The sequence below is a fragment of the Pseudomonas sp. AB39(2026) genome (genome assembly GCF_059831485.1).
This window is the reverse complement of the sequence record NZ_CP195212.1, coordinates 2316183-2341342: the sequence shown is the minus strand read 5'-3', so window position 1 is coordinate 2341342 and position 25160 is coordinate 2316183. Positions and strand designations below refer to the sequence as shown.

Sequence of the window (25160 nt, the reverse complement as noted above, 5' to 3'; positions counted from 1 at the left end):
CAACAAAAAGCCCGGTTCGAAAGAGCCGGGCTTTTTCGTTTTGGAGGTACCGCAGTGGTAGGAAAGGCTGCTCCGCGTAGCGTGCTTCCGCCCGTGGGGGCCAAAACTCCTGTAAGATTCGCCGTTATTGCGCGCCTGAGGCGCTCTTTGCTGTCGCCGAGCAGGCCCTGATCTGCACGCAGCAAAGGAGCGCATCAGGTGCGTTTGTTTATCTGCTTTCAGCGAGGAGATCGCCATGGGCGTAACCAACCGGTTGGCCTGCTACTCCGATCCTGCCGACCATTATTCCCATCGCGTGCGTATCGTACTGGCTGAAAAAGCCGTTACTGTGCACATCATCGATATCGTTCCTGGGCGTCAACCTGCGGCACTAATGGAGGTGAACCCCTACGGCTCGCTCCCAACCCTGGTAGACCGTGACCTGGCCTTGTACGAGTCTACAGTGGTCATGGAGTACTTGGACGAACGTTACCCCCATCCGCCCTTGCTGCCGGCGTATCCCGTTGCCCGTGCCAATGCGCGCCTCCTGATGCATAGAATCCAGCGAGATTGGTGCTGCCACGTGGATGCATTGCTGGACCCTCGCAGCAAAGAAGCAACTCGGGTGGACGCCCGCAAGCATCTTCGGGAAAGCCTGGCAGGCGTCTCGCCCCTGTTTGCCGAAATGTCTCATTTCATGAGCGATGAGCAAAGCCTGGTGGATTGCTGTCTATTGCCTATCCTCTGGCGCCTGCCAGTTATGGGGGTAGAGTTGCCACGCGCGGCCAAGCCGCTGCTCGATTACATGGATCGGCAGTTCGCTCGGGAAGCTTTTCAGGCCAGCCTTTCGGCGGCCGAACGAGAAATGCGTTAGTTCTATAGGAGCCATTAATGAATTCCAGTCGTCCCTATCTGGTCCGCTCACTCTACGAGTGGATAGTAGATAACGATTGCACGCCCCATATCCTGGTCAATGCTGAGTATCGCGCGGTTCAGGTGCCTGAAGGGTTCGCGACGGATGGGCAGATCGTGCTCAATGTTTCCCCAAATGCTATTCGTCATCTGAACATGGATAACGAGGCCGTCAGTTTTGAAGGTCGCTTCTCAGGCGTGGCTCATACGTTGTATGTGCCCATAGGTGCAATCATGGGCATTTATGCCCGCGAAAATGGCCAAGGCATGGTATTCGATCCCGAAGTGCCGGATCTCGACGACGAGCCAGCCACCGAGCATGAGCCGGCGAGCAGCCCTGGCCTGCCGCCTGACGACGAGCCGCCTCGCCCTAGTGGCCGACCTAGTTTGAAAGTGGTGAAATGAAAAAAGGCGACCTTTGGGTCGCCTTTTTGCAAGTAACGCTACGCCTTTCAGTCGATATATTCGAACAGCTTTACGATCTTCTGCACGCCAGAGACGCCCTGCACCAAGGTAGTTGCCCGGGTAGCCTCCTGCTGGGTGACCAAGCCCAGCAAGTAGACAATACCGTTCTCAGTCACTACCTTGATGCGTGAGCCAGGAATAGTACTGTCGGCGAACATCTGGGTTTTGATCTTGGTGGTCAGTACAGCGTCATTGCTACGAGCCAGCAGAGAGGAGGGCTGAATAACCTGCAGTTCGTTCTCCACCTTTTTCACACGCTGCACAGAGGCGGCGGCTTGTTCGGCCATGGATTTGAGGTCTGCGCGGGGCGTCTGTCCCGCCAGCAGTACTACGCCGTTGTAGCTGGTTACCACGATGTGGGAGCCCTGATCCAGGTCTGGGCTGGCCTTGGCAACGTTCACCGCCACCTTGGTTTCGATAAGTGAGTCGTCGATCTTGCTACCCAGGGTGCGGGTACCCCGATCATCGTTGATCGGTTTTTCACGGGTAGCGGTCAGCACTGAGCTGCAGCCGGATAGGGCAAGGCAAAGGGTCAGGGCCGCGAGGCTGATACGGGTGGGGCTCATTCTTCACTCCCGAATAGTTGGCTGTCGATCAAATCGCAGAGGCAATGGATCGCCAGAAGGTGTACTTCCTGAATGCGTGCCGTCACCTGGGACGGTACACGTATCTCCACATCTTCAGGCAGCAACAGCGAGGCCATGCCGCCGCCGTCCCGGCCCGTAAGGGCCACGACCGTCATATCGCGGTCGTGTGCTGCCTGGATGGCCTGGATCATGTTGGCCGAGTTGCCGCTGGTTGAAATGGCCAGTAGCACATCGCCTGCCTGCCCCAGTGCACGAATCTGCTTGGAGAAGATCTCGTTGTAGCTGTAATCGTTGGCGATGGACGTAATGGTCGAGCTATCGGTAGACAGCGCAATGGCCGGCAGGCCAGGTCTTTCCCGCTCGAAGCGGTTCAGCATTTCCGAGGAGAAATGCTGGGCATCCCCTGCAGAACCACCGTTTCCACAGGACAGCACTTTGCCCTCGCCCAGCATGGCATTGACCATGACCTGGCTGGCCAGCTCGATATGGGGTGCCAGCACCTCCATCGCGTGCTGCTTGGTGTCGATGCTGGCTTGAAACAGCCGGCGAATCCGGGATTGCATGTCCATCGTTTACCTTAGAAACCTGGCCCTGCCTCGTACGCAGAGGCTTGTCGGCGAGGGCAGGGTGCTCGAATTAACGAGGTGAGTCGGGCGGGTGGCGCTAGGGTCAACCGGCGAAAGCATCCTTTAGCCAGGTAAGGCCAGGCGCGTTAGCGTCGCGACCTTCAAGCGCAATGATATCAAACCGGCATGGGTATTCCGCCCAGGCTGGTGCCTGGAGCAGGAAACGCTGGGCCGCCGTAATCACACGTGCTTGCTTGCGGCTGTCGATGCTACCAAGCGCACCGCCCCATTGGGGGTGCGCGCGATAACGGACTTCGGCGAATACTACTGTATCGCTGTCTAGCATGACCAGATCCAGTTCGCCCTCGCGGCAACGCCAGTTTCGAGCGATCACGGTCAAACCATGCTCGCACAAGTGTCGCTCAGCCCACGCTTCGGCCTGTTGACCTGCATGGCCAGGGCTGGCTTTTGGGGTCACTGGCTACCAGCCGGCAGCGCTTCGACTTTGCCGTTGCTGAATCGAGCCCAGGGCAGCTGCCGCTCGATACGCTGCGCACTGTTCAGGCTGAGGCTGCCTGAAAGCCCCTCAATACGGTTGTCTGGCAGGGCCTTGAGTTGCCCAAGGCGAGGTGCCAGGGTATAGGCGTCGGCCCCCATGGCATACAAGCGCCCCAGGCTGCCATTGGCCTGTGGCCATTGGCGCGCGACTTGCTGGCGCAGGGCATTGTTCGCATCCAGCAACCACGGGGTTTCACAGAAGCGCACACCGTTGAGGTCGTTGTACTGAGCCTGGTCACCACTGGCACTGTAGATATGGGAGGTGGCATATACGGGCACATCACCCGCGTACTGGTAATTAAGCGTGGGCTTGATCTGTTGGGCTTGCTGGGGCGTCGCCGTCAGGTAGATGAAATCCACATCCTGGCGCCGGGTACCCTGGCCGCCAGTGCCCGTCTGCCTGACCTGCATCAGCTCAGCGATCTGCTGGGCCAGCGCCACAGGCTGGTCGACCTGAATGGCGGAGACCAAGCTGCCCCCGTTTGCCAGCCAGTCCTGTCTAAAGGCCGCTAGCACGCGATCGCCAAATTCGCCCTTGGGCACGATGGCTGCAGCGCTGTGGAAGCCGTCGGCCCGTGCACGCCGTGCCACTTCGCGTGCCTCGTCTTCTGCGGCCAAGCCGAACTGGAACAACTGCGCTGGGCCAGCCTGGGTGCTGTCGCTGTAGTTGAGCGCCAAGGTAGTGATGGGCAGCTGGGCGTGGCTGCTCAACTGCTTGACCAGGTTCTTCTCAAGAGGGCCCACAACCAACTGGATGCCTGCGGCTTGAGCCTGGCGGTAAAAGTCGTCCATGGACGTGACACGGGAACTGTCGTACACCTCGATGGCAGGCCCTGGCTGGCCGGCCTGCAGCGCCTGGTAATGGGCGGCCATGAAGCCGTCACGTAGCGCACGCGCCACGCCCGCCAGCGGGCCCTGCTGAGGCAGCAGAAGCGCAATGTGGTCCAGCGGCTGGTTGGTCAAGGCCATCAATTGCTGCACCGGTGCAGGAAGCGTACGAGCCGCAGGGTGGCTAGGGTGCTGTGCTTGCCACGCTTGGATCGCTGCTTTCTGCTGGTCCAGAGTGCCAGGCGTTTTCACCACTTGCGCCAGGCTGAGCCAGCCGGCCAGGTCGTCGTTAACGGCAGGCTGCAATTGATCCGCTGGCAGGCTCGACACAAGCGCCCAAATGCTCTCCTGGTTAGCAGTTGCGACATCGCCTTGCAACATGGGCGCCATGAATACGCGCTCGCGTGCTGCGGGCAGGGGTTGCCCGTCGGCTTCCAGCGCTTGGGCACGAACGGTTTGAGTGCGCACTTGCTGCTCCATCGGCAGCTCCCCCAGGTGCTGCAGGCTAGGGTGGCTCAATGCCGTGAGTGCCGCCTTGGCATCGTTGCGGCTCAAGGCCAGCTCGGCCAGCAATGTACTTGCAAACACCTGTTGCGCAGGCTTGAGGCGGTTGAGGTCAACGCTGCCCAGGATCTGCGTGGCCTGTGCATCCTGGTGCTGCTCCTTGGCTTTGCTCGCAGCGCTCAGGCGCAATACTGCTGCCTCGTCAGGGGACGTACTGGCTGCCGCTTGCTGCAACAGCTGTTCCACACTGAGGTTGGCCGTATTCGGCAGTTCACCCAGGGGCGAGCCCTGCTGGCTGGCACAGGCCGCAAGAAGCGTGGCCATGAATAAGGCGATTAGCAGACGCAGGCAACCGGTCATGTACATCTTCCTGATACGAATCGTTGAACGGGCAATTGTACCCAAGCCCTGTGGCCGGTGCGATGCTACGGGCCGAGCTGCCCTGGATGCGGCAAAAGCCGCCCGAGGTCGCTACAATGCCCGCTTTCCGGCGTTTCCAAGGTGTGTGCTGTGACCCTCTCAGGCGCGACAGATTCAACTTTAGGCACACTTTATGTAGTGGCCACTCCCATCGGCAACCTCGACGACATGACCCCCCGGGCCTTGCAGGTGCTCAAGAGTGTTGCGCTCATTGCAGCCGAGGACACGCGCCACTCCCTGCGCCTGCTCCAGCATTTCGGCATCGCCACGCCCCTGGCGGCCTGCCATGAACACAATGAGCGTGAAGACGGCGGCCGCTTCTTGAGCCGGCTTCAGGCAGGCGAGCACATTGCATTGATTTCCGATGCAGGTACGCCACTGATTTCGGACCCCGGTTATCACCTGGTGCGGCAGGCACGTGCCGCTGGCGTGCGCATAGTACCTGTGCCCGGCGCATGCGCTGTCATTGCTGCCTTGTCGGCGGCAGGGCTGCCTTCCGATCGCTTTATCTTCGAAGGCTTTTTACCTGCCAAGGCCGCGGCGCGTGCCAGCAGGCTGGCAGCGCTGCAGGAAGAGCCTCGTACAATGATTTTCTATGAAGCGCCCCACCGTATCCTTGAGTCGGTCCAGGCCATGGAGCTGGCTTTTGGGGCAGACCGCCCTGCCGTGCTTGCACGCGAACTGACCAAAACGTTCGAAACCCTAAAGGGCGTACCACTGGCTGAGCTGCGTGCTTTCATCGAGGCCGATCCCAACCAGCAGCGCGGAGAGTGTGTAGTGCTGGTGGGCGGGTGGGTAGCGCCCGTGGGAGAGGAGGCCGTCAGCACCGACGCCTTGCGTATTCTGGACCTGCTGCTGGCAGAAATGCCCCTTAAGCGAGCCGCCGCCCTGGCGGCCCAGATCACCGGCGTGCGAAAGAACCTGCTGTACCAAGCCGCCCTTGATCGTCAAGCCTGATTAAAAGGCAGGCGCCCTCGTGAGCAGTACCACTGACAGGAAATGCCGCCGTGGGCTGGCCCCGCGGCGCTAACGCCTGTATCCTTGGCAGCGGAGAGTCGGTTGGACAGTCGCTGCCGTTGCATGCTCGCATGCGCGGGGGAGGAAAGTCCGGGCTCCATAGGGCAGAGTGCCAGGTAACGCCTGGGAGGCGCGAGCCTACGGAAAGTGCCACAGAAAATAACCGCCTAAGCGCTTCGGCGCCGGTAAGGGTGAAAAGGTGCGGTAAGAGCGCACCGCGCGGCTGGTAACAGTTCGTGGTCAAGGCAAACCCCACTCGGAGCAAGACCAAATAGGGTTCCATAGGCGTGGCCCGCGCTGGAACCGGGTAGGTTGCTAAAGGTGTCCAGTGATGGCCATCGTAGAGGAATGACTGTCCTCGACAGAACCCGGCTTACAGGCCGGCTCTCCACCTTTTCGTTTCTCCCCGCCGTTTCGCTTTTCCCCTCCTCAGCGTTTCGCTTATCACCCGGTTTGGGTAATACCGAAAAAATCTTAATCATCCCGATTAGCTTTAACTATTTGACGTAATTGCCTGTATGGAAAGGGTATTTCCAGGTGTTTCCAGTTCCTTTTTGAGGGTTTCCACGCTCTCTATGCGCTAAATCACCGATATGTAAGGGAATTCACTGACCACGCGCCTTGACGCTGTAGGGAGCGGGTTCCTATAGTGTGCGCGAGTGGCGGGAAGTGGTAGGAAGTGGGAAATTCAGGCGCGTAGGGAATAACAGCGCGACAGGGTCTTTTTCGGGGTAGCTCAACAGTGTTTCGCGGAGCCAATGCCATCAGTCTCGACGCAAAGGGCCGTCTCGCTATGCCGAGCCGGTACCGTGACGAGCTGGATAAGCGCAGCTCTGGCCAGTTGATCATCACCATTGACACCGTTGACCGCTGCCTGAACGTCTACCCCCTCGACGAGTGGGAAATCATAGAAACCAAGCTCAAGGCGCTGCCCTCGTTGCGAGAAGAGGTCAAGCGCCTGCAACGGCTGTTGATCGGGAACGCCGTGGATCTGGAGCTGGACGCCAGCGGGCGCTTTCTGGTACCGCCACGCCTGCGAGAACACGCCCGGCTGGACAAGAAGGCGATGCTGGTCGGCCAACTGAACAAGTTTCAACTGTGGGACGAGGACACCTGGAACGCAGTTTCCGCGGCGGACCTCGATGCTATCCAACAACCGGGCGCCATGCCTGACGAATTGCGTGACCTGATCCTGTGACGACTGACAGCAGCTTCAACCACATTACCGTGTTGCTAGACGAGGCGATCGAGGCCTTGGCCGTGCGCGCGGACGGCTGCTATATAGATGGCACGTTTGGCCGAGGCGGCCATAGCCGCCTGCTACTTGAACAACTGGGCAGTGACGGCCGGTTGCTGGGCTTTGACAAGGACCCTCTAGCCATTGCCACTGGGCAAGCGCTAGCGGCCGAAGACGGCCGCTTTGTTATTGTGCAGCGCAGTTTTGCTGAAATGGCCAGCCAAGCCCAACAGTTGGGCCTGTCCGGAAAGGTTAGTGGCATTCTGCTGGACCTGGGCGTCTCCTCGCCTCAGTTGGATGATCCCAGCCGGGGCTTCAGCTTCATGAACGACGGCCCGCTGGACATGCGCATGGACCCAGGCCGTGGCATCAGCGCTGCACAGTTCATTGCCCTGGCGCCTGAGGAAGAAATCGCCCGCGTGTTCAAGGAGTATGGAGAGGAGCGTTTTGCCCGGCGGATGGCCCGTGCCGTGGTGGAGCGCCGTGCGCAGCAGCCCTTCGAGCGCACAGGTGACTTGGCCGAGGTGCTTAAAGTCGCCAACCCGGCCTGGGAAAAGCACAAGCACCCGGCAACACGTGCGTTCCAGGGGCTGCGCATTCATGTGAACAATGAACTGGCAGACCTGGAGGCCGGCCTGCAATCGGCTTTGGATATTCTGGCAGTGGGCGGCCGGTTGGTGGTGATCAGCTTCCATTCCCTGGAAGATCGGATTGTTAAACTGTTCATGCGGCGCCTGGAGAAAGGCGAAGCCGACACCTTGCCGCGCAACCTGCCTGTGCAGGTTCAGCGGTTCGAACCTGTTATCCGTACACTAGGCAAGGCACGCTTTGCATCCGAAGAAGAGCTCAAGGCCAACCCGCGTTCACGCAGTGCCGTCATGCGCGTGGCGGAGAAACTACGGTGAGCAAGGTGTTCTTCAAACCCCTGCCTACCGGCAGCTTCCTTATGTTGCTGCTGTTCGTGGCAGTACTGGTGTCGTCCATTGCCGTGGCTTACAGCGCACACCTTAACCGTACCCTGCTCAACGGCCTTTACACCGAGTTGAGCGAAAAGGACAAAGCACAGGCCGAATGGGGCCGGCTGATTCTGGAACAAAGCACTTGGACGGCCCATAGCCGCATCGAGGCCCTGGCTACCGACCAACTGAAGATGCATGTGCCCGATGCGGCCGACGTACGCATGGTGGCGCCATGATGAAGCTTGAAGGGGCGCTCTTCCCCTGGCGTTTTCGCGTGGTGCTTGGGTTGCTGGGCATCATGGTGGCCGCCATTAGTTGGCGCATCATCGACCTTCAAGTCATCGACCGGGCCTTTCTCAAGGGGCAGGGCGATGCGCGCAGTATGCGGCACATCCCCATTCCAGCTCACCGCGGGCTGATCACCGACCGTAACGGCGAACCCCTGGCCGTTAGTACGCCTGTAAGCACGCTGTGGGCCAACCCTAAGGAGCTGCAACTGGCCAAGGACCGCTGGCCCGAGCTTGCACGTGCCCTGGGGCAAGACCCGGCGCAGATGAGCGAGCGCTTCGAAGCCAACGCCAGCAAGGAATTCCTTTACCTGGTGCGCGGCCTTACGCCAGAGCAGGGCCAGGCGGTGATGGACCTGAAAGTGCCAGGTGTGTACAGCCTTGAGGAATTCCGCCGCTTTTACCCAGCGGGCGACGTAACCGCCCACATGGTGGGCTTCACCGACCTGGACGACCACGGCCGCGAGGGCGTGGAGCTGGCCTATGACGAATGGCTGGCGGGCGTGGCGGGCAGGCGCCAGGTGATCAAGGACCGCCGCGGGCGGTTGATTCGCGACGTGCAGGTCACCAAGAATGCCAAGGCCGGAAAAACCCTGGCTCTGTCCATTGACCTGCGCCTGCAGTACCTAGCTACCCGTGAGCTGCGAAAGGCCATTACCGACAACCAGGCCAAGGCAGGCAGCCTGGTGATCATGGACGTGAAAACCGGCGAAGTGCTGGCCATGGTCAACATGCCCACCTACAACCCCAACAACCGTCGCACCATGGTCCCGGCGGCTATGCGTAACCGTGCGATCATCGACGTGTTCGAACCCGGTTCCACAATGAAGCCGCTGTCCATGAGTGCAGCGCTGGAAACCGGTCGCTGGAAACCCACCGATAAGGTCGAGGTATATCCCGGCTCGTTGCAGATCGGCCGCTACACCATCAAGGACGTGTCCAAGACGGAGGGGCCTGTACTGGACCTTACAGGCATCCTGATCAACTCCAGTAACGTGGGGATGAGCAAGGTAGCGTTCGATGTAGGTGGCGAGAACATCTACCGCGTGATGTCCTCCGTAGGCCTGGGCCAGTACTCGGGCCTTGGGTTCCCGGGCGAGCGGGTAGGCAACCTGCCCAACCACCGCGAGTGGCACAAGGCTGAAACCGCCACCTTGTCTTACGGCTACGGCCTGTCGGTCACCGCACTGCAACTGGTGCATGCCTACGCCACCTTGGCCAACCATGGCAAGCTGGTGCCGCTGTCGATTCTCAAGGTGGATAACGAACCCGAAGGTGCGCAGGTCATTCCGCAAAACGTCGCCTCCACTATCCAAGGCATGCTTCAGCAGGTGATCGAAGCGCCCCGCGGTGTGTACCGTGCCCAGGTACCGGGCTACCACGTTGCGGGTAAGAGCGGTACCGCGCGTAAGGCCACCATTGGTTCCCGCGGTTACACTGAAAACGCCTACCGTTCTTTGTTCGCTGGCTTTGGCCCCATCAGCAACCCCCGGTATGCCGTGGTGGTGGTGATCGATGAGCCGGGGGCAGGGGGTTACTTCGGTGGCTTGGTATCGGCCCCTGTGTTCAGCAAGGTCATGTCCGGTACGTTGCGCCTGATGAACGTGCCGCCAGACAACCTTCCTGCCACGCCGCAGCAGCAGGCCAACGCCACGCCCGTGGCTGTTCCTCTGGCTGCCCCTGTCAAAGGACGGCAAGGCTGATGAGCATGCTCTTGACTCACCTGTTCCCGGATGCCGGGCGTGACCCACTGATTCGTGAGCTGGCATTGGACAGCCGCGACGTGCGGCCTGGCGACCTCTTCCTGGCCGTGCCGGGCGCCCGCGTAGACGGGCGTGCGCATATTGCCGATGCCTTGGCGCGCGGGGCTGCGGCAATTGCCTACGAAGCCCAAGGCGCTACAGTACTGCCGCTTACCGACACGCCGTTGATCCCTGTTCGTGGCCTGGCCGGGCAATTGTCTGCCATTGCCGGCCGTTTCTACTCCGAGCCTGGCCGTCACCTGCGATTGATCGGGGTAACCGGCACCAATGGCAAAACCAGTGTCACCCAGCTGATTGCCCAGGCGTTGGACCACCTTGGCCTGCCGTGTGGCTTGATCGGCACTTTGGGCAGTGGGTTTCATGGGGAACTCAAAAGCGGCCGCATGACAACGCCTGACCCCGTGAGTGTTCAGGCCACGCTGTCCGACCTGCGCAAGGCCGGGGCACGCGCGGTTGCCATGGAGGTGTCCTCCCATGCGTTAGAGCAAAGCCGTGTCGCGGCCTTGGACTTCGGCATCGCCGTATTCACCAACCTGTCCCGCGATCACCTGGATTACCACGGCAGCATGCAAGCCTATGGGCAGGCTAAGGCAAAACTGTTTGCCTGGCCTACGCTGCGCGCCCGTGTCATTAACCTGGACGATACGTTCGGTCAGAGCCTGGCGTCGCGACCAGGTGTATCCAAGGTCATCACCTACAGCCTCGAAGACGTCAGTGCCACGCTGTATTGCCGAGACGCCCGTTTCGACGACCATGGTGTAAGCGCGACGCTGGTTACTGCCCACGGTACGTTCAGCCTGCGCAGTGCCTTGCTCGGGCGCTTCAACCTGAGCAACCTGCTGGCCGCCATCGGTGCCCTGGTCGCACTGGAGTACCCGCTGGATGAAATTCTAAAGGTCGTTCCACGTTTGCAAGGGCCTGAAGGGCGTGTACAGCGCCTGGGTGGCGGGGATCGACCACTGGTCGTGGTCGACTACGCCCACACACCCGACGCCCTTGAAAAAGTGCTCCAGGCCCTTCGCCCACACGCTACAGGCCAGTTGGTATGCCTGTTCGGCTGTGGCGGCGACCGTGACCGTGGCAAGCGCCCCTTGATGGCCAGCGTGGCCGAGCGCCTGGCCGACCGCGTAATCGTGACGGATGACAACCCTCGCAGCGAGGTTCCGGAAGGGATCTTCGCTGACATACGCCCAGGCTTTGACCGGCCTGAACAAGCACGCTTCGTGGCGGGGCGCGGCGGCGCCATCGCCCAGGCCATCGCCCAGGCGAAAACCGGGGACGTAGTGGTACTGGCCGGTAAGGGCCATGAGGATTACCAGGAAATTCTGGGCGAGCGCCATCCATTCTCCGACATTCAACAGGCCTCACAGGCCCTGGCCACCTGGGAGGCAGACCATGCTTGAACCCCTGTCCCTGAGCCACGTGGCTGCTGCCCTCAATGGGCAACTGGCAGGCGCGGACTGCACCTTCAAGGGCGTCAGCATCGACAGCCGCAATATTGTGCCGGGCCAGTTGTTCATAGCGCTGGCCGGCCCCCGTTTCGATGGCCACGACTACCTGGCCGATGTAGCGGCCAAAGGCGCTGTCGCGGCGCTAGTGGAACACCCGGTAAGCGACGTTAACCTGCCCCAACTGGTGGTAAAGGATTGTCGCGTGGCATTGGGCCAGTTAGGTGCATTGAATCGCGACGCGTTCAATGGGCCGGTCGCGGCCATTACCGGCTCCAGTGGCAAAACCACGGTCAAAGAAATGTTGGCAGCGGTGCTGCGTGTGCGTGGCCCGGCACTGGCCACTCGCGGCAACCTGAACAATGACCTGGGTGCACCCCTGACACTGCTGGAGTTGGGCAAAGAACATTGGGCGGCTGTGATTGAGCTGGGGGCCTCGCGTGTCGGCGAGATCCGCTACACCGTTGGCCTTACCCGGCCGTTGGTTGCATTGATCAACAACGCAGGGACTGCCCATGTGGGCGAGTTTGGCGGCCCTGAAAAAATCGTCGAGGCCAAGGGCGAAATACTCGAGGGCCTGGGCGAGCGTGGCGTCGCAGTGCTCAACCTGGATGACAAGGCGTTTCCCCTGTGGGCCGTTCGGGCAGGCACGCATACGGTGCTCACCTTTTCCCTGGCAAACCCCGAGGCCAGTTTCCACGCCGGCCCCGTGAGTACGGATGCCCGTGGCTGCCCTGCCTTCGAGCTGCGTTGCAAGGACGGCATCGAGCCTGTTCAACTGAACCTGCTGGGCGAGCACAATGTGCGCAACGCCTTGGCAGCCGCCGCTGCAGCCCGCGCCATGGGCGCCACGCTGCCGGAGATCGCGCGGGGCCTGAACAGCGTACAGCCTGTCAAGGGCCGCACCGTGTCGCAAGTCACGGCGCAGGGTACGCGCGTTATCGATGACACTTACAACGCTAACCCCTCCTCGGTAGCGGCGGCGGTTGATATACTCGCCGGCTTTTCCGGTCGCACTGTCCTGGTGCTCGGTGACATCGGCGAGTTGGGGGACTGGGCAATCGAAGGCCACCGCGAGGTGGGCACCTATGCCCGGGGCAAGGTCAGCGCGCTATATGCTGTTGGTCCGCTCATGGCCAACGCCGTCATTACCTTTGGTGAACACGCCCGCCATTTTCATACCCAGGCTGAACTGATCGCGGCATTGGCCGCCGAGCAGGTCACCGACACAACCATTTTAATAAAAGGCTCGCGCAGCGCTGCGATGGAACACGTCGTAGCAGCCTTGTGCGGTGCAAGCGGGGAGACACATTAATGTTGCTGCTGTTGGCCGAATTCCTTCAACAGTTCTACAAGGGCTTCGCGGTCTTTCAGTACCTCACCCTACGCGGGATTCTGGGTGTACTGACGGCGCTGGTCCTGGCACTGTGGCTGGGGCCCTGGTTCATTCGTACCTTGCAGATCCGCCAGATCGGCCAGGCCGTGCGCAATGATGGCCCGCAATCGCACCTGTCCAAGTCGGGTACCCCCACCATGGGCGGTGCGCTCATCCTGTCGGCCATCGGCGTTAGCACACTGCTGTGGGCTGACCTGACCAACCGTTACGTGTGGGTAGTGCTGGCCGTGACCTTCGCGTTCGGGGCCATCGGCTGGGTCGATGACTACCGCAAGGTAATCGAAAAGAACTCGCGCGGCCTGCCCAGCCGCTGGAAGTATTTCTGGCAATCGGTGTTCGGCATCTGTGCAGCCGTGTTCCTTTACACCACGGCCAATTCACCTGTGGAAACCACACTGATCATTCCGTTGTTCAAGGACGCCAGCATTGCCTTGGGTGTCGGCTTCATGGTGTTGGCGTACCTGGTTATCGTAGGTTCGAGCAACGCGGTAAACCTTACTGACGGCCTGGATGGGCTGGCGATTCTGCCTACCGTAATGGTCGGGGGAGCGTTGGGGATCTTCTGCTACTTGTCCGGTAACGTGAAATTTGCCGACTACCTGCTGATTCCTTATGTACCAGGCGCCGGCGAGCTGATCGTGTTCTGCGGCGCGCTGATTGGCGCCGGCCTTGGCTTTCTGTGGTTCAACACCTACCCGGCACAGGTGTTCATGGGGGACGTAGGTGCGCTCGCGCTGGGCGCCGCCCTGGGTACCATCGCCGTTATCGTTCGGCAGGAAATCGTCCTGTTCATCATGGGCGGGGTGTTCGTGATGGAGACGCTGTCCGTGGTGATCCAGGTCGCGTCCTTCAAGCTGACCGGAAAGCGCGTGTTCCGCATGGCACCCATCCACCACCATTTCGAACTCAAAGGCTGGCCCGAGCCCCGGGTGATCGTGCGCTTCTGGATCATTACCGTGATCCTGGTGCTGATCGGCCTGGCCACGTTGAAGTTGAGGTAACCCATAGTGTCGCTGATCGCTTCCGATCAATTCCGCATCGTTGTCGGCCTCGGCAAGAGCGGCATGTCCCTGGTTCGCTTCCTGGCGAAGCAGGGCGCTGCCTTTGCCGTAGCCGATACGCGCGCGAACCCTCCGGAGCTGGCGACCTTGCAGCGTGACTTCCCCTATGTGGACGTACGTTGCGGTGAGCTGGATGTAGATTTTCTCTGCCGTGCCAGCGAATTGTATGTCAGCCCCGGCCTCACAGTGGCCACACCGGCCCTAGTGGAGGCGGCCTTGCGTGGCGTGAAGCTAAGCGGTGATATCGACCTGTTCGCCCGCCATGCCAAGGCGCCCATCGTTGCCATTACCGGCTCCAATGCCAAAAGCACTGTGACAACGTTGGTAGGTGCCATGGGGCAGGCAGCCGGCAAGCGCGTGGCAGTGGGTGGGAACCTGGGTACGCCTGCACTGGACTTGCTGGCCGACGACGTGGAGCTGTACGTAATCGAGCTCTCAAGCTTCCAGCTCGAAACCACCCACCAGCTCAATGCCGAAGTGGCCACTGTGCTCAACCTCAGTGAAGACCACATGGACCGCTACAGCGGCATACCGGGCTATCACCAGGCCAAGCATCGGATTTTCCGCGGTGCCCGCCAGGTAGTGATCAATCGGCAGGATGTACTGACGCGCCCACTGCTGCGTGATGACATGCGCACTGGGTCGTTTGGGCTGGATGTACCCGACTTGAACGCGTTTGGCCTCCGGCAGGAAGGTGGGGTGAAGTATCTCGCCTTTGGCCAGACCCTCTTGCTGCCGGTCAGTGAGCTCAAGGTCCGTGGCGCGCACAATCAGGCCAATGCGCTGGCTGCACTTGCGCTGGGCCATGCCGCCAGCTTGCCCATGGCCGCCATGCTTGAAGCCCTGCGAGGGTTCACTGGCCTGGCACACCGGTGCCAATGGCTGGGCGAACGTAACGGCGTGGCCTGGTACGACGACTCCAAAGCCACCAACGTGGGAGCGGCGCTGGCCGCTATCGAGGGCCTGGGAAGCGACATCGCCGGCAAGCTGGTGCTGGTGGCCGGTGGCGATGGCAAAGGGGCCGACTTTTCTGGCCTGCGTGCACCGGTGAGCCGGTATTGCCGGGCGGTGGTGTTGATTGGCCGTGACGCCCAGCGTGTGGCGCAGGCCTTGGATGAACAGGTAGTCAAGGTGTACGTGAATGATTTGAACGCCGCCGCGCGCTGTTGCGCCGAGCTGGCCGAGCCAGGCGATGCCGTTCTATTGTCGCCGGCGTGCGCCAGCCTGGACATGTTCCGTAATTATGAAGAACGCGGGCGGTTGTTCGCCCAAGCCGTGGAGGCATTGGCATGATCTTCAACGCCATCAAGCCTTACCCCTCACCGCTGATCGGTAACCGCGGCATCGACATCGACTTCCCCATGCTGGCAGGCTGCTTGGCGCTGCTGGGTCTGGGGCTGGTGATGATCACGTCGGCGTCGTCCGAAGTGGCGGCGGCCCAGACCGGTAACACCCTGTACAACATGGTTCGCCACCTGATCTATCTGGTGTTGGGCCTGGGTGCCTGCGGGGTAACCCTGCTGATCCCTATCGCCACGTGGCAACGCATGGGCTGGATACTGCTGGCAGGGGCGTTCGGCTTGCTGTTCATGGTCATCGTGCCGGGCATTGGCCGTGAGGTAAACGGTTCCATGCGCTGGATCGGCTTCGGGGCGTTCAACGTTCAACCTTCGGAATTGGCCAAGGTGTTCGTGGTGATCTTCCTGGCCGGTTACCTGGTAAGGCGCCAGACCGAAGTGCGCGAAACCTGGATGGGTTTCTTCAAACCGTTCATCGTGCTGATGCCCATGGCCGTGCTGCTGCTCATGGAGCCGGACTTTGGCGCCACCGTGGTGATGATGGGTGCGGCTGCGGCGATGCTGTTCCTCGGAGGGGTAGGGCTGTTCCGCTTTGCCTTGATGGTAGTGCTGGCCGTTGGCGCGGTCTTTGTGCTGGTACAGGCACAGCCTTATCGCATGGCGCGCCTGATTACCTTTACTGACCCTTGGTCGGACCAATTCGGCTCTGGCTACCAGCTTACTCAGGCGCTGATCGCCTTCGGCCGTGGTGAATGGTTCGGCGTAGGCCTAGGTAACAGCGTGCAGAAGCAATTCTACTTGCCTGAAGCGCACACCGACTTCGTGTTCTCGGTGCTGGCCGAAGAGCTGGGCGTAGTCGGCTCGCTGTGCACCGTGGCCTTGTTCGTCTTCGTGTGCATTCGCGGCATGTACATCGGCCTGTGGGCCGAGCGCTCCAAACAGTTTTTTGCGGCGTACATGGCCTACGGTTTGTCGTTCCTGTGGATCGGCCAGTTCCTGATCAATATCGGCGTAAACGTTGGCCTGCTGCCTACCAAGGGCCTGACCTTGCCGTTCCTCAGCTACGGAGGCAGTTCACTGGTGATCTGCTGTGCCTGCCTAGGCCTGTTGCTGCGGATCGAGTGGGAAAGCCGTACGCACCTGGGCAGCGAAGAGGTGGAGTTCACGGAGAAGGACTTTGCCGAGGAGCCACGACATGCCCGGTAATGTACTGATCATGGCAGGTGGTACCGGGGGCCACGTGTTCCCGGCGCTGGCCTGTGCGCGGGAATTCCAGGCGCGTGGGTACGCTGTGCACTGGTTGGGCACACCCCGAGGCATCGAAAACGAATTGGTGCCGGCCGCAGGTATTACGCTGCACACCATCCAGGCTAGCGGGTTGCGGGGCAAAGGCCGCTTGGCCCTGCTAAAGGCGCCGCTGATGCTGGCCAGGTCCGTATTGCAGGCGCGTGCGATCATCAAGCAGTTGAAGCCCGTATGCGTTGTAGGCTTTGGTGGCTATGTCACAGGCCCTGGCGGCCTGGCGGCGCGTCTGAGCCAGGTGCCCGTGATCGTGCACGAGCAGAATGCTGTGGCCGGCACCGCCAACCGGCTGCTGGCACCGTTGGCCAGCCGTATCTGCGAAGCTTTCCCGCAGACTTTCGCCGCCTCTGCCAAACGCCGCACCACGGGTAACCCTGTGCGGCCCGAACTGTTCCTGGAAACCCCTCGCCAGCCCTTGGCGGGCCGCCGTGCACGCTTGCTGGTAATGGGTGGCAGCCTGGGTGCCGAACCTTTGAACAAGCTGGTACCCACAGCCCTCGCAGCGCTGCCTGAAGCAGAGCGCCCAGAGGTGTTTCATCAAGCTGGCAAAGTGCACGACGGCGTGACAGCCGAGCGCTACAAGGCCGCCGGCGTTACAGCCCAGGTTGCGCCTTTTATTGCAGACATGGCTCAGGCTTATGCCTGGGCAGACCTGGTGATCTGCCGTGCTGGCGCCCTGACCGTCAGCGAGCTGGCTGCCGCGGGCCTGCCCTCGCTGCTGGTACCCTTGCCCCATGCCATTGACGACCATCAGAGCCGCAATGCCGAATTTCTGGCCCGTGAAGGCGCTGCCTTCGTGATGCCGCAAGCAACAACCGGCGCTGCCGAACTGGCCGCGCGCCTTGAAGAGGTTTTGATGCAACCGCACACACTCGTGACCATGGCCGAGACTGCCCGCCGCCTGGCGAAACCCGATGCAACCCGCAGCGTTGTGAACGCGTGCCTGGAGGTGGCTCATGGTTGAGAGCCAGCGCGCCATGCCACAACCCGAAATGCGCCGCATCCGCCGTATCCACTTCGTGGGTATCGGCGGGGTGGGCATGTGCGGCATTGCCGAGGTGCTGCTGAACCTGGGGTATCAGGTATCGGGCTCAGACCTGAAAGACTCAGGGGTGACCAATCGCCTGCGCGACTTCGGTGCTGAAGTGTTCATTGGCCACCGTGCCGAAAACGCTGCCCGCGCCGATGTGCTGGTGGTGTCCAGTGCTGTGAACGTCAACAACCCTGAAGTGGCGACTGCACTTGAGCGTCGCATTCCAGTGGTGCGCCGTGCCGAAATGCTGGCCGAACTGATGCGCTACCGTCATGGCATCGCTGTCGCCGGCACCCACGGCAAAACCACCACCACCAGCCTGCTGGCGTCAGTATTCGCCGCAGGTGGCCTGGACCCGACCTTTGTAATCGGTGGCCGCCTCAATGCAGCCGGCACCAATGCTCAGCTGGGCGGCAGCCGCTATTTGATCGCCGAAGCCGATGAAAGCGATGCGAGCTTCCTCCACCTGCAGCCGCTGGTCGCCGTTGTCACCAACATCGACGCCGACCACATGGAAACCTACGAAGGCGACTTCAACAAGTTGAAGAAGACCTTTGTGGAGTTTCTCCACAACCTGCCGTTCTACGGCCTGGCCGTGGTGTGCATCGACGATGCCGTGGTACGGGAAATTCTGCCCCAGGTGGCACGGCCTACTGTGACCTATGGTGTACACGAAGCCGCCGATGTGCGGGCGATCAACCTCCGGCAGGACGGCATGCAAACGTACTTTACGGTACTGCGCCGCGACCGCGAGCCGCTGGACGTATCGGTGAACATGCCGGGCAATCACAATGTGCTCAACGCGTTGGCTACCATTGCCATCGCCACCGACGAAGGCATCAGCGACGAGGCCATTGTGGCCGGGCTGTCCTGTTTCCAAGGCGTAGGCCGCCGCTTCCAGGTGTATGGCGAGTTGCCAGTGGAGGGTGGGTCGGTGATGTTGGTGGATGACTATGGTCACCACCCACGTGAAGTGTCTGCAGTCATCCAGGCAGTTCGGGGCGGATGGCCCGAGCGCCGCTTGGTGATGCTCTATCAGCCGCACCGGTACAGCCGCACCCGTGACCTGTACGATGACTTCGTGCAGGTGCTGGCCGATGCCAATGTACTGATGCTGATGGAAGTGTACCCGGCCGGGGAAGAGCCTATTCCAGGCGCCGATAGCCGCCAGTTGTGCCGCAGCATCCGCCAGCGAGGCCAGTTGGACCCGATCTACGTGGAACGGGGTACGGACATCGCACCTGTGGTCAAGCCTTTGCTACGCCCAGGTGACATCCTGCTGTGCCAAGGCGCAGGGGATGTTGGCACCATTGCACCTCAACTGTTGAAAAGCCCGTTGTTTGCCGGTGCAATTGCCACCCCGGGGAAAAACCAATGAACGCCCATGACTATGAGAGCCTGAAGTCCACCATCACGGCCAGCGACTTCGGCCGCGTTGCTGTGCTGTATGGCGGCACCAGTGCCGAGCGTGAGGTATCACTCAAGTCCGGTGCTCAGGTGTTGAGCGCGCTGCAGGCCGCAGGTGTGGACGCCTTCGGTATCGATGTAGGCAGTGATCTGCTGCAGGTACTTCTGCGCGAAAAGATCGACCGCGCCTTCATCATTCTGCATGGCCGTGGGGGTGAAGATGGCAGCATGCAAGGCCTGCTTGAATGCCTGGGCATTCCCTACACCGGCAGCGGCATCCTGGCGTCAGCCTTGGCCATGGACAAGCTGCGCACCAAGCAGGTGTGGCATAGCCAAGGGATTTCGACCCCTCGCCATGCAGTGCTGGCCAGCGAAGCCGATTGCATTTCGGCGGCTACGGAACTGGGGTTCCCTTTGATCGTCAAACCCGCCCATGAAGGTTCAAGTATCGGCATGGCGAAGGTGACCAGCAGCAACGAACTGGTCGCCGCGTGGAAAGACGCCAGCGCCTATGACTCGCAAGTTCTGGTCGAACAATGGATAAACGGCCCGGAATTTACTGTGGCCGTTCTGCGTGGCCAGGTACTGCCTGCGATCGCCTTGGGTACGCCCCACACGTTTTACGATTACGACGCCAAGTACGTGGCAAACGACACCCAATACCGCATTCCCTGTGGCCTGGCCCCTGAAAAGGAACAGGAGCTGATGGAGTTGTGCCAGCGTGCCTGCGTGGCTATCGGGGTCAGCGGCTGGGGGCGGGTGGATGTGATGCAGGATGCCGACGGCACCTTCTGGTTGCTGGAAGTGAATACCGCGCCAGGCATGACTGATCACAGCCTCGTACCCATGGCAGCGCGTGCCGCCGGGCTGGATTTCCAGCAGCTGGTAGTGTCCATTCTGGCCGACTCATTGCAGGCGAGGGGCTAACCCATGCGCGCCGTGAACCTTCGACATCAGCCCCCTGTGCCGGCCCGCAAGGCCCCGCCCCGCGGTGCCAGCCGCATGGCCGCCAAAGAGCCTGGGCGTGCGCGGCTGCCTGGCGGGGGTGGCGGCTTCCTCAAGAAGCTGATGTGGCCCTTGCTGTTGCTGGCACTGGCGGCAGGCACTTATGAAGGTACGCAGCGCGCCTTGCCCTACCTGGACCGCCCGATTTCGAAGATCAATGTGCAAGGCGACCTCAGCTATGTGAGCCAGCAGGCGGTGCAGGAGCGCATCGCGCCTTACTCCAATGCCCGTTTCTTCAGCATTGACCTGACCGGCATGCGAACCGAGCTGGAGCAGATGCCCTGGATTGCCCATGCCGAAGTGCGCCGCGTATGGCCGGATCAGGTAGTGATTCGCCTGGAAGAGCAATTGCCGATCGCCCGTTGGGGCGAGGCCCAGTTACTGAATAATCAGGGCCAAGCGTTCGCACCACGCGAACTGGCCAACTATGAGCACCTGCCGCAGCTGTTCGGCCCGCAGCGTGCTCAGCAACAGGTCATGCAGCAGTATCAAGTACTCAGCCAGATGCTCCGGCCTCTTGGTTTTTCCATAGTACGGCTTGAATTGCGTGAACGCGGCAGCTGGTTTTTGACAACAGGTGCAGGTAGTGCCGGCCCTGGAATCGACTTGCTGCTGGGGCGTGACCATCTGGTGGAAAAGATGCGCCGGTTCATCGCCATTTATGACAAGACCCTAAAAGACCAGATCACGAACATTGCCCGCGTCGACCTGCGCTATGCCAACGGCCTGGCCGTCGGCTGGCGCGATCCGAACGCGGCGGCGCCAGCGGTACCGACCGTGGCGAAGAATTGACAAGAGGCAGGACATGGCAAACGCGCAAAGCGGCAAAATGATCGTCGGGCTGGATATCGGCACCTCCAAGGTGGTGGCGCTGGTAGGCGAAGTCGCGGCCGATGGCACCCTGGAAATCGTGGGCATCGGCACGCATCCCTCGCGTGGGCTGAAGAAAGGCGTGGTGGTGAATATCGAATCGACCGTACAGTCGATTCAGCGCGCCGTGGAAGAGGCCCAGCTCATGGCCGGTTGCCGCATTCACTCGGCCTTCGTCGGGGTAGCAGGCAACCATATCCGTAGCCTCAATTCCCACGGCATCGTGGCCATCCGCGACCGTGAAGTGAGCACGGCGGACCTGGAGCGTGTACTGGACGCGGCCCAGGCCGTGGCTATCCCCGCCGACCAGCGTGTGCTGCACACGCTGCCCCAGGACTACGTGATCGACAACCAGGAAGGTGTACGCGAGCCGCTGGGCATGTCCGGGGTTCGCCTGGAAGCCAAGGTGCATGTGGTAACCTGCGCGGTAAACGCCGCCCAGAACATCGAGAAGTGCGTGCGCCGGTGTGGCCTGGAAATCGACGACATCATTCTTGAGCAACTGGCGTCGGCCTACTCAGTGCTCACCGATGATGAAAAGGAACTGGGCGTGTGCCTGGTGGACATTGGCGGCGGTACCACGGACATCGCCATCTTTACCGAAGGCGCCATCCGTCACACGGCGGTCATTCCCATTGCCGGCGATCAGGTAACCAACGATATTGCCATGGCGTTGCGCACGCCAACTCAGTACGCTGAGGAAATCAAGATCCGTTACGCCTGCTGCCTGGCGAAGCTGGCAGGCGCCGGAGAAACCATCAAAGTACCAAGCGTGGGTGATCGCCCGCCTCGCGAGCTGTCTCGGCAGGCTTTGGCTGAAGTGGTGGAGCCGCGTTATGACGAGCTGTTCACATTGATTCAGGCAGAATTGCGCCGCAGTGGCTATGAAGACCTCATTCCGGCGGGCATCGTGCTCACCGGTGGCACCGCCAAAATGGAAGGTGCGGTCGAGCTGGCTGAAGAAATTTTCCATATGCCGGTGCGCCTTGGCGTACCGCACACCGTACGTGGGCTGGATGACGTTATCCGCAGCCCCATCTATTCGACAGCCGTAGGCCTACTGACCTATGGCCTGCAGAAGCAATCCGAGGGCGTAACCTTCACCGGCCTGGCGGGCCGTGAAACTCATTACGGGGATGAGCCCAAGGCGCCAGTATTCGAACGCCTCAAGAAGTGGGTTCAGGGCAATTTCTGATAACGGCAGTAGGCGAATAAAACTAGAGATTGAAAGGAGAGGGCACATGTTCGAGCTGGTAGACAACATTCCGCAAAGCCCGGTCATCAAAGTGATCGGTGTCGGTGGTGGCGGCGGCAACGCTGTCAATCACATGGTCAAGAGCAACATCGAAGGCGTTGAGTTCATCTGCGCCAACACCGATGCCCAAGCCTTGAAGAACATTGGTGCGCGTACCATTCTGCAACTAGGCACCGGCGTGACCAAGGGCCTGGGCGCTGGCGCCAACCCTGAAGTGGGTCGCCAGGCTGCCATGGAAGACCGCGAGCGCATTGCCGAAGTGCTCCAGGGCACCAACATGGTCTTCATCACCACGGGCATGGGCGGGGGCACCGGCACGGGCGCTGCGCCGATCATCGCTGAAGTGGCCAAGGAAATGGGCATTCTGACCGTAGCGGTGGTGACTCGCCCGTTCCCGTTCGAAGGCCGCAAGCGTATGCAGATCGCCGACGAAGGCATCCGTATGCTGGCGGACAGCGTTGACTCGCTGATCACCATCCCCAACGAAAAACTGCTCACTATCCTGGGCAAGGACGCCAGCCTGCTGTCGGCGTTCGCCAAGGCAGATGACGTACTGGCCGGTGCGGTTCGCGGTATCTCCGATATCATCAAGCGCCCAGGCATGATCAACGTCGACTTCGCCGACGTACGTACCGTGATGAGCGAAATGGGTATGGCAATGATGGGTACTGGCTGCGCCAGTGGCCCGAACCGTGCGCGTGAAGCCACCGAAGCCGCCATTCGCAACCCGCTGCTTGAAGACGTAAACCTCCAGGGTGCCCGTGGCATTCTTGTGAACATTACCGCAGGCCCGGACCTGTCTCTGGGTGAATACTCAGACGTCGGTAGCATCATCGAGGCCTTCGCCTCAGATCACGCCATGGTCAAGGTAGGCACCGTGATCGACCCGGACATGCGCGACGAGCTGCACGTGACCGTCGTTGCCACCGGCCTGGGCGCCAAGATCGAAAAACCGGTCAAGGTGATCGACAACGGCCTGCAATCCACCGCAGCCGCCCAGCAAACGCCGGCCCCTGCACCGGTTCGCAATGACCAGGCAGCCGTCAACTACCGTGATCTGGAACGCCCAACGGTCATGCGTAACCAGGCCCATGCCGGTGCCGCTGCAGCCGCCAAGCTCAACCCTAACGACGATCTGGATTACCTGGACATTCCGGCCTTCCTGCGTCGCCAGGCCGATTAATGCAATTTATCAGGGCTATAAGGGTGATTGGTGTTCAGCAAAGGCAGGGTCTGTTATTATCGCCAGCCTTTGTTGATACCAGTTCGCAACTAGCGCTGAAGCGGCCATTGCCATGATTAAACAACGCACCCTGAAGAACATTATCCGTGCCACCGGCGTCGGCCTGCATTCCGGGGAGAAGGTTTACCTTACCCTCAAGCCTGCACCGGTCAACACGGGTATCGTGTTCTGTCGTACCGATCTGAACCCAGTGGTCCAGATTCCCGCGCGTGCGGAAAACGTTGGTGAAACCACCATGTCCACTACCCTGATCCAGGGGGACATCAAGGTCGACACCGTGGAGCACTTGCTTTCGGCCATGGCCGGCCTGGGGATCGATAACGCCTACGTCGAACTCTCCGCGTCGGAAGTGCCGATCATGGATGGCAGCGCAGGCCCCTTCGTATTCCTGATTCAATCGGCTGGCCTGGAAGAGCAGGACGCCCCGAAGAAATTCATCCGTATCCTTCATGAAGTGTCCGTGGAAGATGGCGACAAGCGCGCTACTTTCCTGCCTTTCGATGGGTTCAAGGTCAGTTTCGAAATCGATTTCGATCACCCTGCCTTCAAGGATCGCACCCAGAGTGCCAGCGTAGACTTCTCCAGCACCTCTTTCGTCAAGGAAGTGAGCAGGGCGCGCACGTTCGGCTTCATGAGTGACATCGAGTACTTGCGCAAGCACAACCTGGCCCTCGGCGGCAGCGTTGAAAACGCTATCGTGGTGGACAAGGAAGGCGTATTGAACGAAGACGGCCTTCGCTATGAAGACGAATTCGTCAAACACAAGATCCTTGATGCCATTGGCGACCTGTACCTGCTGGGCAACAGCCTGATCGGCGAATTCCGTGGCTTCAAGTCCGGGCACGCCCTGAACAATCGCTTGCTGCGCAAGCTGATCGAGCAGAAGGATGCCTGGGAAGTGGTCACGTTCGAAGACGCCAGCACCGCGCCTATCTCGTACATGCGCCCGGTTGCAGCGGTTTAAGTTCGAACCTCCTCTCTCTGTTCTTTCAAGGCCACCCTCGGGTGGCCTTTTTTATTCAAAGGCTGAAGGTTCGTTGTGGAAACTACGCGTGGGCCTTGTGGGAGCTGGCGAAGCCTGCGAACTGGACTGGGCACTTCATTCGGCAGGTTCCCGGCCTCCGCCTGTGGCTGCGACCGGTCCTACAGCTAGGCCGCCACCCCGGCGCCGATGCCTGGCCAGCCGTTCCAGGGCGGCCCGCAAGCTGGGGTCGGCGATATTTTCGGCCGTTTCCTGCAGGCTGTCTGCCGCACTGTCAGACAAGTCTAGCCCGGCGCCCTTGGCGCTTGGAGGCGTCACACTAGGCTGAACCTTGAATTGAATGCGCGCAAGGCCACTGAACTCAGGCATGCCGCTCAGGCCCTGCTGCAACCGCCGCTGCTGGTAGCGCAGGCGCGTTGCCCAATGCCCGTCCGTGACTACTAGCACCAAGGTGCCCTCCCGCCATTTGGCCACTTGGCAATGCGCGCGAGCGGCGGGTTGCAGCTGGGTATCCAGCAGCCGCTTGACCAGCGCCAGGCGCTGCGCCTGGCTCAGGAGTGCCTTGAGGGGCCTGGCCTCACGCAGCAGTGTGGCAGGCAAGCGGGCAGGGTGGGGGCGAAAGGCCAAATCTGCGGTCTCCGGTGGGCCTGGCATGTTAACAGAAGGCCGCCAGCACGAAAGTCAGGAACATTGCCATGACGTTTGCTTCAGACGCTTGAAGTTGAAAAAAAAGGCCTTATTGTAAACCCGCCCCGTAAAAGCGCTGTGCCAGCATTGT

At 60.9% G+C, this 25160-nt stretch carries 24 protein-coding genes and 1 other RNA gene; 20 read left to right on the top strand and 5 right to left on the bottom strand.

Annotated elements, in window-relative coordinates; genetic code table 11:
* The first annotated feature begins 235 nt into the window (after positions 1 to 235).
* Both ACSAMW_RS10605 and ACSAMW_RS10600 read left to right on the top strand, forming a co-directional pair.
* A complete protein-coding gene (locus ACSAMW_RS10605) occupies positions 236 to 853 on the top strand; it encodes a glutathione S-transferase N-terminal domain-containing protein (protein WP_168083928.1) in 618 nt (205 codons plus the stop codon).
* A 17-nt stretch (positions 854 to 870) separates the two neighbouring features.
* Entirely contained in the window at positions 871 to 1296 is a 426-nt protein-coding gene (locus ACSAMW_RS10600) for a ClpXP protease specificity-enhancing factor (protein WP_500593886.1), read from the top strand.
* A gap of 47 nt (positions 1297 to 1343) precedes the next feature.
* Here ACSAMW_RS10600 and ACSAMW_RS10595 read toward each other — a convergent pair whose 3' ends face one another.
* The 4 genes from ACSAMW_RS10595 to ACSAMW_RS10580 all read right to left on the bottom strand — a co-directional run bounded on the left by ACSAMW_RS10595 (position 1344) and on the right by ACSAMW_RS10580 (position 4759).
* Complete coding sequence (locus ACSAMW_RS10595) at positions 1344 to 1922, bottom strand: BON domain-containing protein (protein WP_500593885.1); 579 nt, start codon at positions 1920 to 1922, stop codon at positions 1344 to 1346.
* Complete coding sequence (locus ACSAMW_RS10590) at positions 1919 to 2512, bottom strand: phosphoheptose isomerase (protein ID WP_168083925.1); 594 nt, start codon at positions 2510 to 2512, stop codon at positions 1919 to 1921. Before ACSAMW_RS10590 ends, ACSAMW_RS10595 begins: the two co-directional genes overlap by 4 nt.
* A gap of 100 nt (positions 2513 to 2612) precedes the next feature.
* The gene (locus ACSAMW_RS10585; RefSeq protein ID WP_500593884.1) at positions 2613 to 2987 is read right to left on the bottom strand and encodes a YraN family protein; all 375 of its coding nucleotides are present in this window, start codon (positions 2985 to 2987) and stop codon (positions 2613 to 2615) included.
* On the bottom strand, positions 2984 to 4759 hold the full coding sequence (locus ACSAMW_RS10580; RefSeq protein ID WP_500593883.1) for a penicillin-binding protein activator: 1776 nt from the start codon (positions 4757 to 4759) through the stop codon (positions 2984 to 2986). The genes ACSAMW_RS10585 and ACSAMW_RS10580 overlap by 4 nt, the downstream gene beginning before the upstream one ends.
* Before the next feature lie 150 nt (positions 4760 to 4909).
* Here ACSAMW_RS10580 and rsmI point away from each other — a divergent pair, with 150 nt between their 5' ends.
* The 18 genes from rsmI (at position 4910) to lpxC (ending at position 24364) form a co-directional block, all read left to right on the top strand.
* Positions 4910 to 5776, top strand: a complete 867-nt coding sequence (gene rsmI / locus ACSAMW_RS10575) for a 16S rRNA (cytidine(1402)-2'-O)-methyltransferase (protein WP_500593882.1) — start codon at positions 4910 to 4912, stop codon at positions 5774 to 5776.
* A 94-nt stretch (positions 5777 to 5870) separates the two neighbouring features.
* Positions 5871 to 6228: RNase P RNA component class A (gene rnpB / locus ACSAMW_RS10570), an RNA gene on the top strand.
* Positions 6229 to 6578: 350 nt separating this feature from the next.
* Complete coding sequence (mraZ, locus tag ACSAMW_RS10565; RefSeq protein ID WP_168083922.1) at positions 6579 to 7034, top strand: division/cell wall cluster transcriptional repressor MraZ; 456 nt, start codon at positions 6579 to 6581, stop codon at positions 7032 to 7034.
* On the top strand, positions 7031 to 7978 hold the full coding sequence (gene rsmH / locus ACSAMW_RS10560; protein WP_500593881.1) for a 16S rRNA (cytosine(1402)-N(4))-methyltransferase RsmH: 948 nt from the start codon (positions 7031 to 7033) through the stop codon (positions 7976 to 7978). The genes mraZ and rsmH overlap by 4 nt, the downstream gene beginning before the upstream one ends.
* Entirely contained in the window at positions 7975 to 8268 is a 294-nt protein-coding gene (ftsL, locus tag ACSAMW_RS10555) for a cell division protein FtsL (RefSeq protein WP_500593880.1), read from the top strand. The genes rsmH and ftsL overlap by 4 nt, the downstream gene beginning before the upstream one ends.
* Positions 8268 to 10022: a peptidoglycan D,D-transpeptidase FtsI family protein gene (locus tag ACSAMW_RS10550; RefSeq protein WP_500594021.1), complete on the top strand. Its 1755-nt coding sequence runs from the start codon at positions 8268 to 8270 to the stop codon at positions 10020 to 10022. The genes ftsL and ACSAMW_RS10550 overlap by 1 nt, the downstream gene beginning before the upstream one ends.
* Positions 10022 to 11485 carry a UDP-N-acetylmuramoyl-L-alanyl-D-glutamate--2,6-diaminopimelate ligase gene (locus ACSAMW_RS10545; RefSeq protein ID WP_500593879.1) on the top strand — a complete coding sequence of 488 codons (1464 nt, stop codon included), beginning with the start codon at positions 10022 to 10024 and terminating at the stop codon, positions 11483 to 11485. The genes ACSAMW_RS10550 and ACSAMW_RS10545 overlap by 1 nt, the downstream gene beginning before the upstream one ends.
* Entirely contained in the window at positions 11478 to 12845 is a 1368-nt protein-coding gene (locus tag ACSAMW_RS10540) for a UDP-N-acetylmuramoyl-tripeptide--D-alanyl-D-alanine ligase (protein WP_500593878.1), read from the top strand. The genes ACSAMW_RS10545 and ACSAMW_RS10540 overlap by 8 nt, the downstream gene beginning before the upstream one ends.
* A complete protein-coding gene (mraY, locus tag ACSAMW_RS10535) occupies positions 12845 to 13927 on the top strand; it encodes a phospho-N-acetylmuramoyl-pentapeptide-transferase (protein ID WP_500593877.1) in 1083 nt (360 codons plus the stop codon). Before ACSAMW_RS10540 ends, mraY begins: the two co-directional genes overlap by 1 nt.
* Positions 13928 to 13933: 6 nt before the next feature.
* Positions 13934 to 15280, top strand: coding sequence for a UDP-N-acetylmuramoyl-L-alanine--D-glutamate ligase (gene murD, locus ACSAMW_RS10530; protein WP_500593876.1), 1347 nt, complete (start codon positions 13934 to 13936; stop codon positions 15278 to 15280).
* On the top strand, positions 15277 to 16491 hold the full coding sequence (gene ftsW, locus ACSAMW_RS10525) for a putative lipid II flippase FtsW (RefSeq protein ID WP_178088930.1): 1215 nt from the start codon (positions 15277 to 15279) through the stop codon (positions 16489 to 16491). Before murD ends, ftsW begins: the two co-directional genes overlap by 4 nt.
* Positions 16481 to 17551 carry an undecaprenyldiphospho-muramoylpentapeptide beta-N-acetylglucosaminyltransferase gene (gene murG, locus ACSAMW_RS10520; RefSeq protein WP_500593875.1) on the top strand — a complete coding sequence of 357 codons (1071 nt, stop codon included), beginning with the start codon at positions 16481 to 16483 and terminating at the stop codon, positions 17549 to 17551. Before ftsW ends, murG begins: the two co-directional genes overlap by 11 nt.
* Complete coding sequence (gene murC, locus ACSAMW_RS10515) at positions 17544 to 18998, top strand: UDP-N-acetylmuramate--L-alanine ligase (protein WP_500593874.1); 1455 nt, start codon at positions 17544 to 17546, stop codon at positions 18996 to 18998. The genes murG and murC overlap by 8 nt, the downstream gene beginning before the upstream one ends.
* Positions 18995 to 19954 carry a D-alanine--D-alanine ligase gene (locus ACSAMW_RS10510; protein ID WP_500593873.1) on the top strand — a complete coding sequence of 320 codons (960 nt, stop codon included), beginning with the start codon at positions 18995 to 18997 and terminating at the stop codon, positions 19952 to 19954. The genes murC and ACSAMW_RS10510 overlap by 4 nt, the downstream gene beginning before the upstream one ends.
* A 3-nt stretch (positions 19955 to 19957) precedes the next feature.
* Positions 19958 to 20824 (top strand): cell division protein FtsQ/DivIB, encoded by an 867-nt coding sequence (locus tag ACSAMW_RS10505; RefSeq protein WP_500593872.1) that lies wholly within the window; start codon positions 19958 to 19960, stop codon positions 20822 to 20824.
* A 13-nt stretch (positions 20825 to 20837) separates the two neighbouring features.
* The gene (gene ftsA / locus ACSAMW_RS10500; protein ID WP_168083911.1) at positions 20838 to 22097 is read left to right on the top strand and encodes a cell division protein FtsA; all 1260 of its coding nucleotides are present in this window, start codon (positions 20838 to 20840) and stop codon (positions 22095 to 22097) included.
* Positions 22098 to 22143: 46 nt separating this feature from the next.
* Positions 22144 to 23340, top strand: a complete 1197-nt coding sequence (gene ftsZ, locus ACSAMW_RS10495; protein ID WP_168083910.1) for a cell division protein FtsZ — start codon at positions 22144 to 22146, stop codon at positions 23338 to 23340.
* A gap of 112 nt (positions 23341 to 23452) precedes the next feature.
* The gene (gene lpxC / locus ACSAMW_RS10490; RefSeq protein ID WP_168083909.1) at positions 23453 to 24364 is read left to right on the top strand and encodes a UDP-3-O-acyl-N-acetylglucosamine deacetylase; all 912 of its coding nucleotides are present in this window, start codon (positions 23453 to 23455) and stop codon (positions 24362 to 24364) included.
* A gap of 135 nt (positions 24365 to 24499) precedes the next feature.
* Here the strand turns inward: lpxC and ACSAMW_RS10485 are convergent, their stop codons facing one another.
* Positions 24500 to 25009, bottom strand: coding sequence for a DUF721 domain-containing protein (locus ACSAMW_RS10485; protein ID WP_500593871.1), 510 nt, complete (start codon positions 25007 to 25009; stop codon positions 24500 to 24502).
* Positions 25010 to 25160 lie beyond the last annotated feature (151 nt).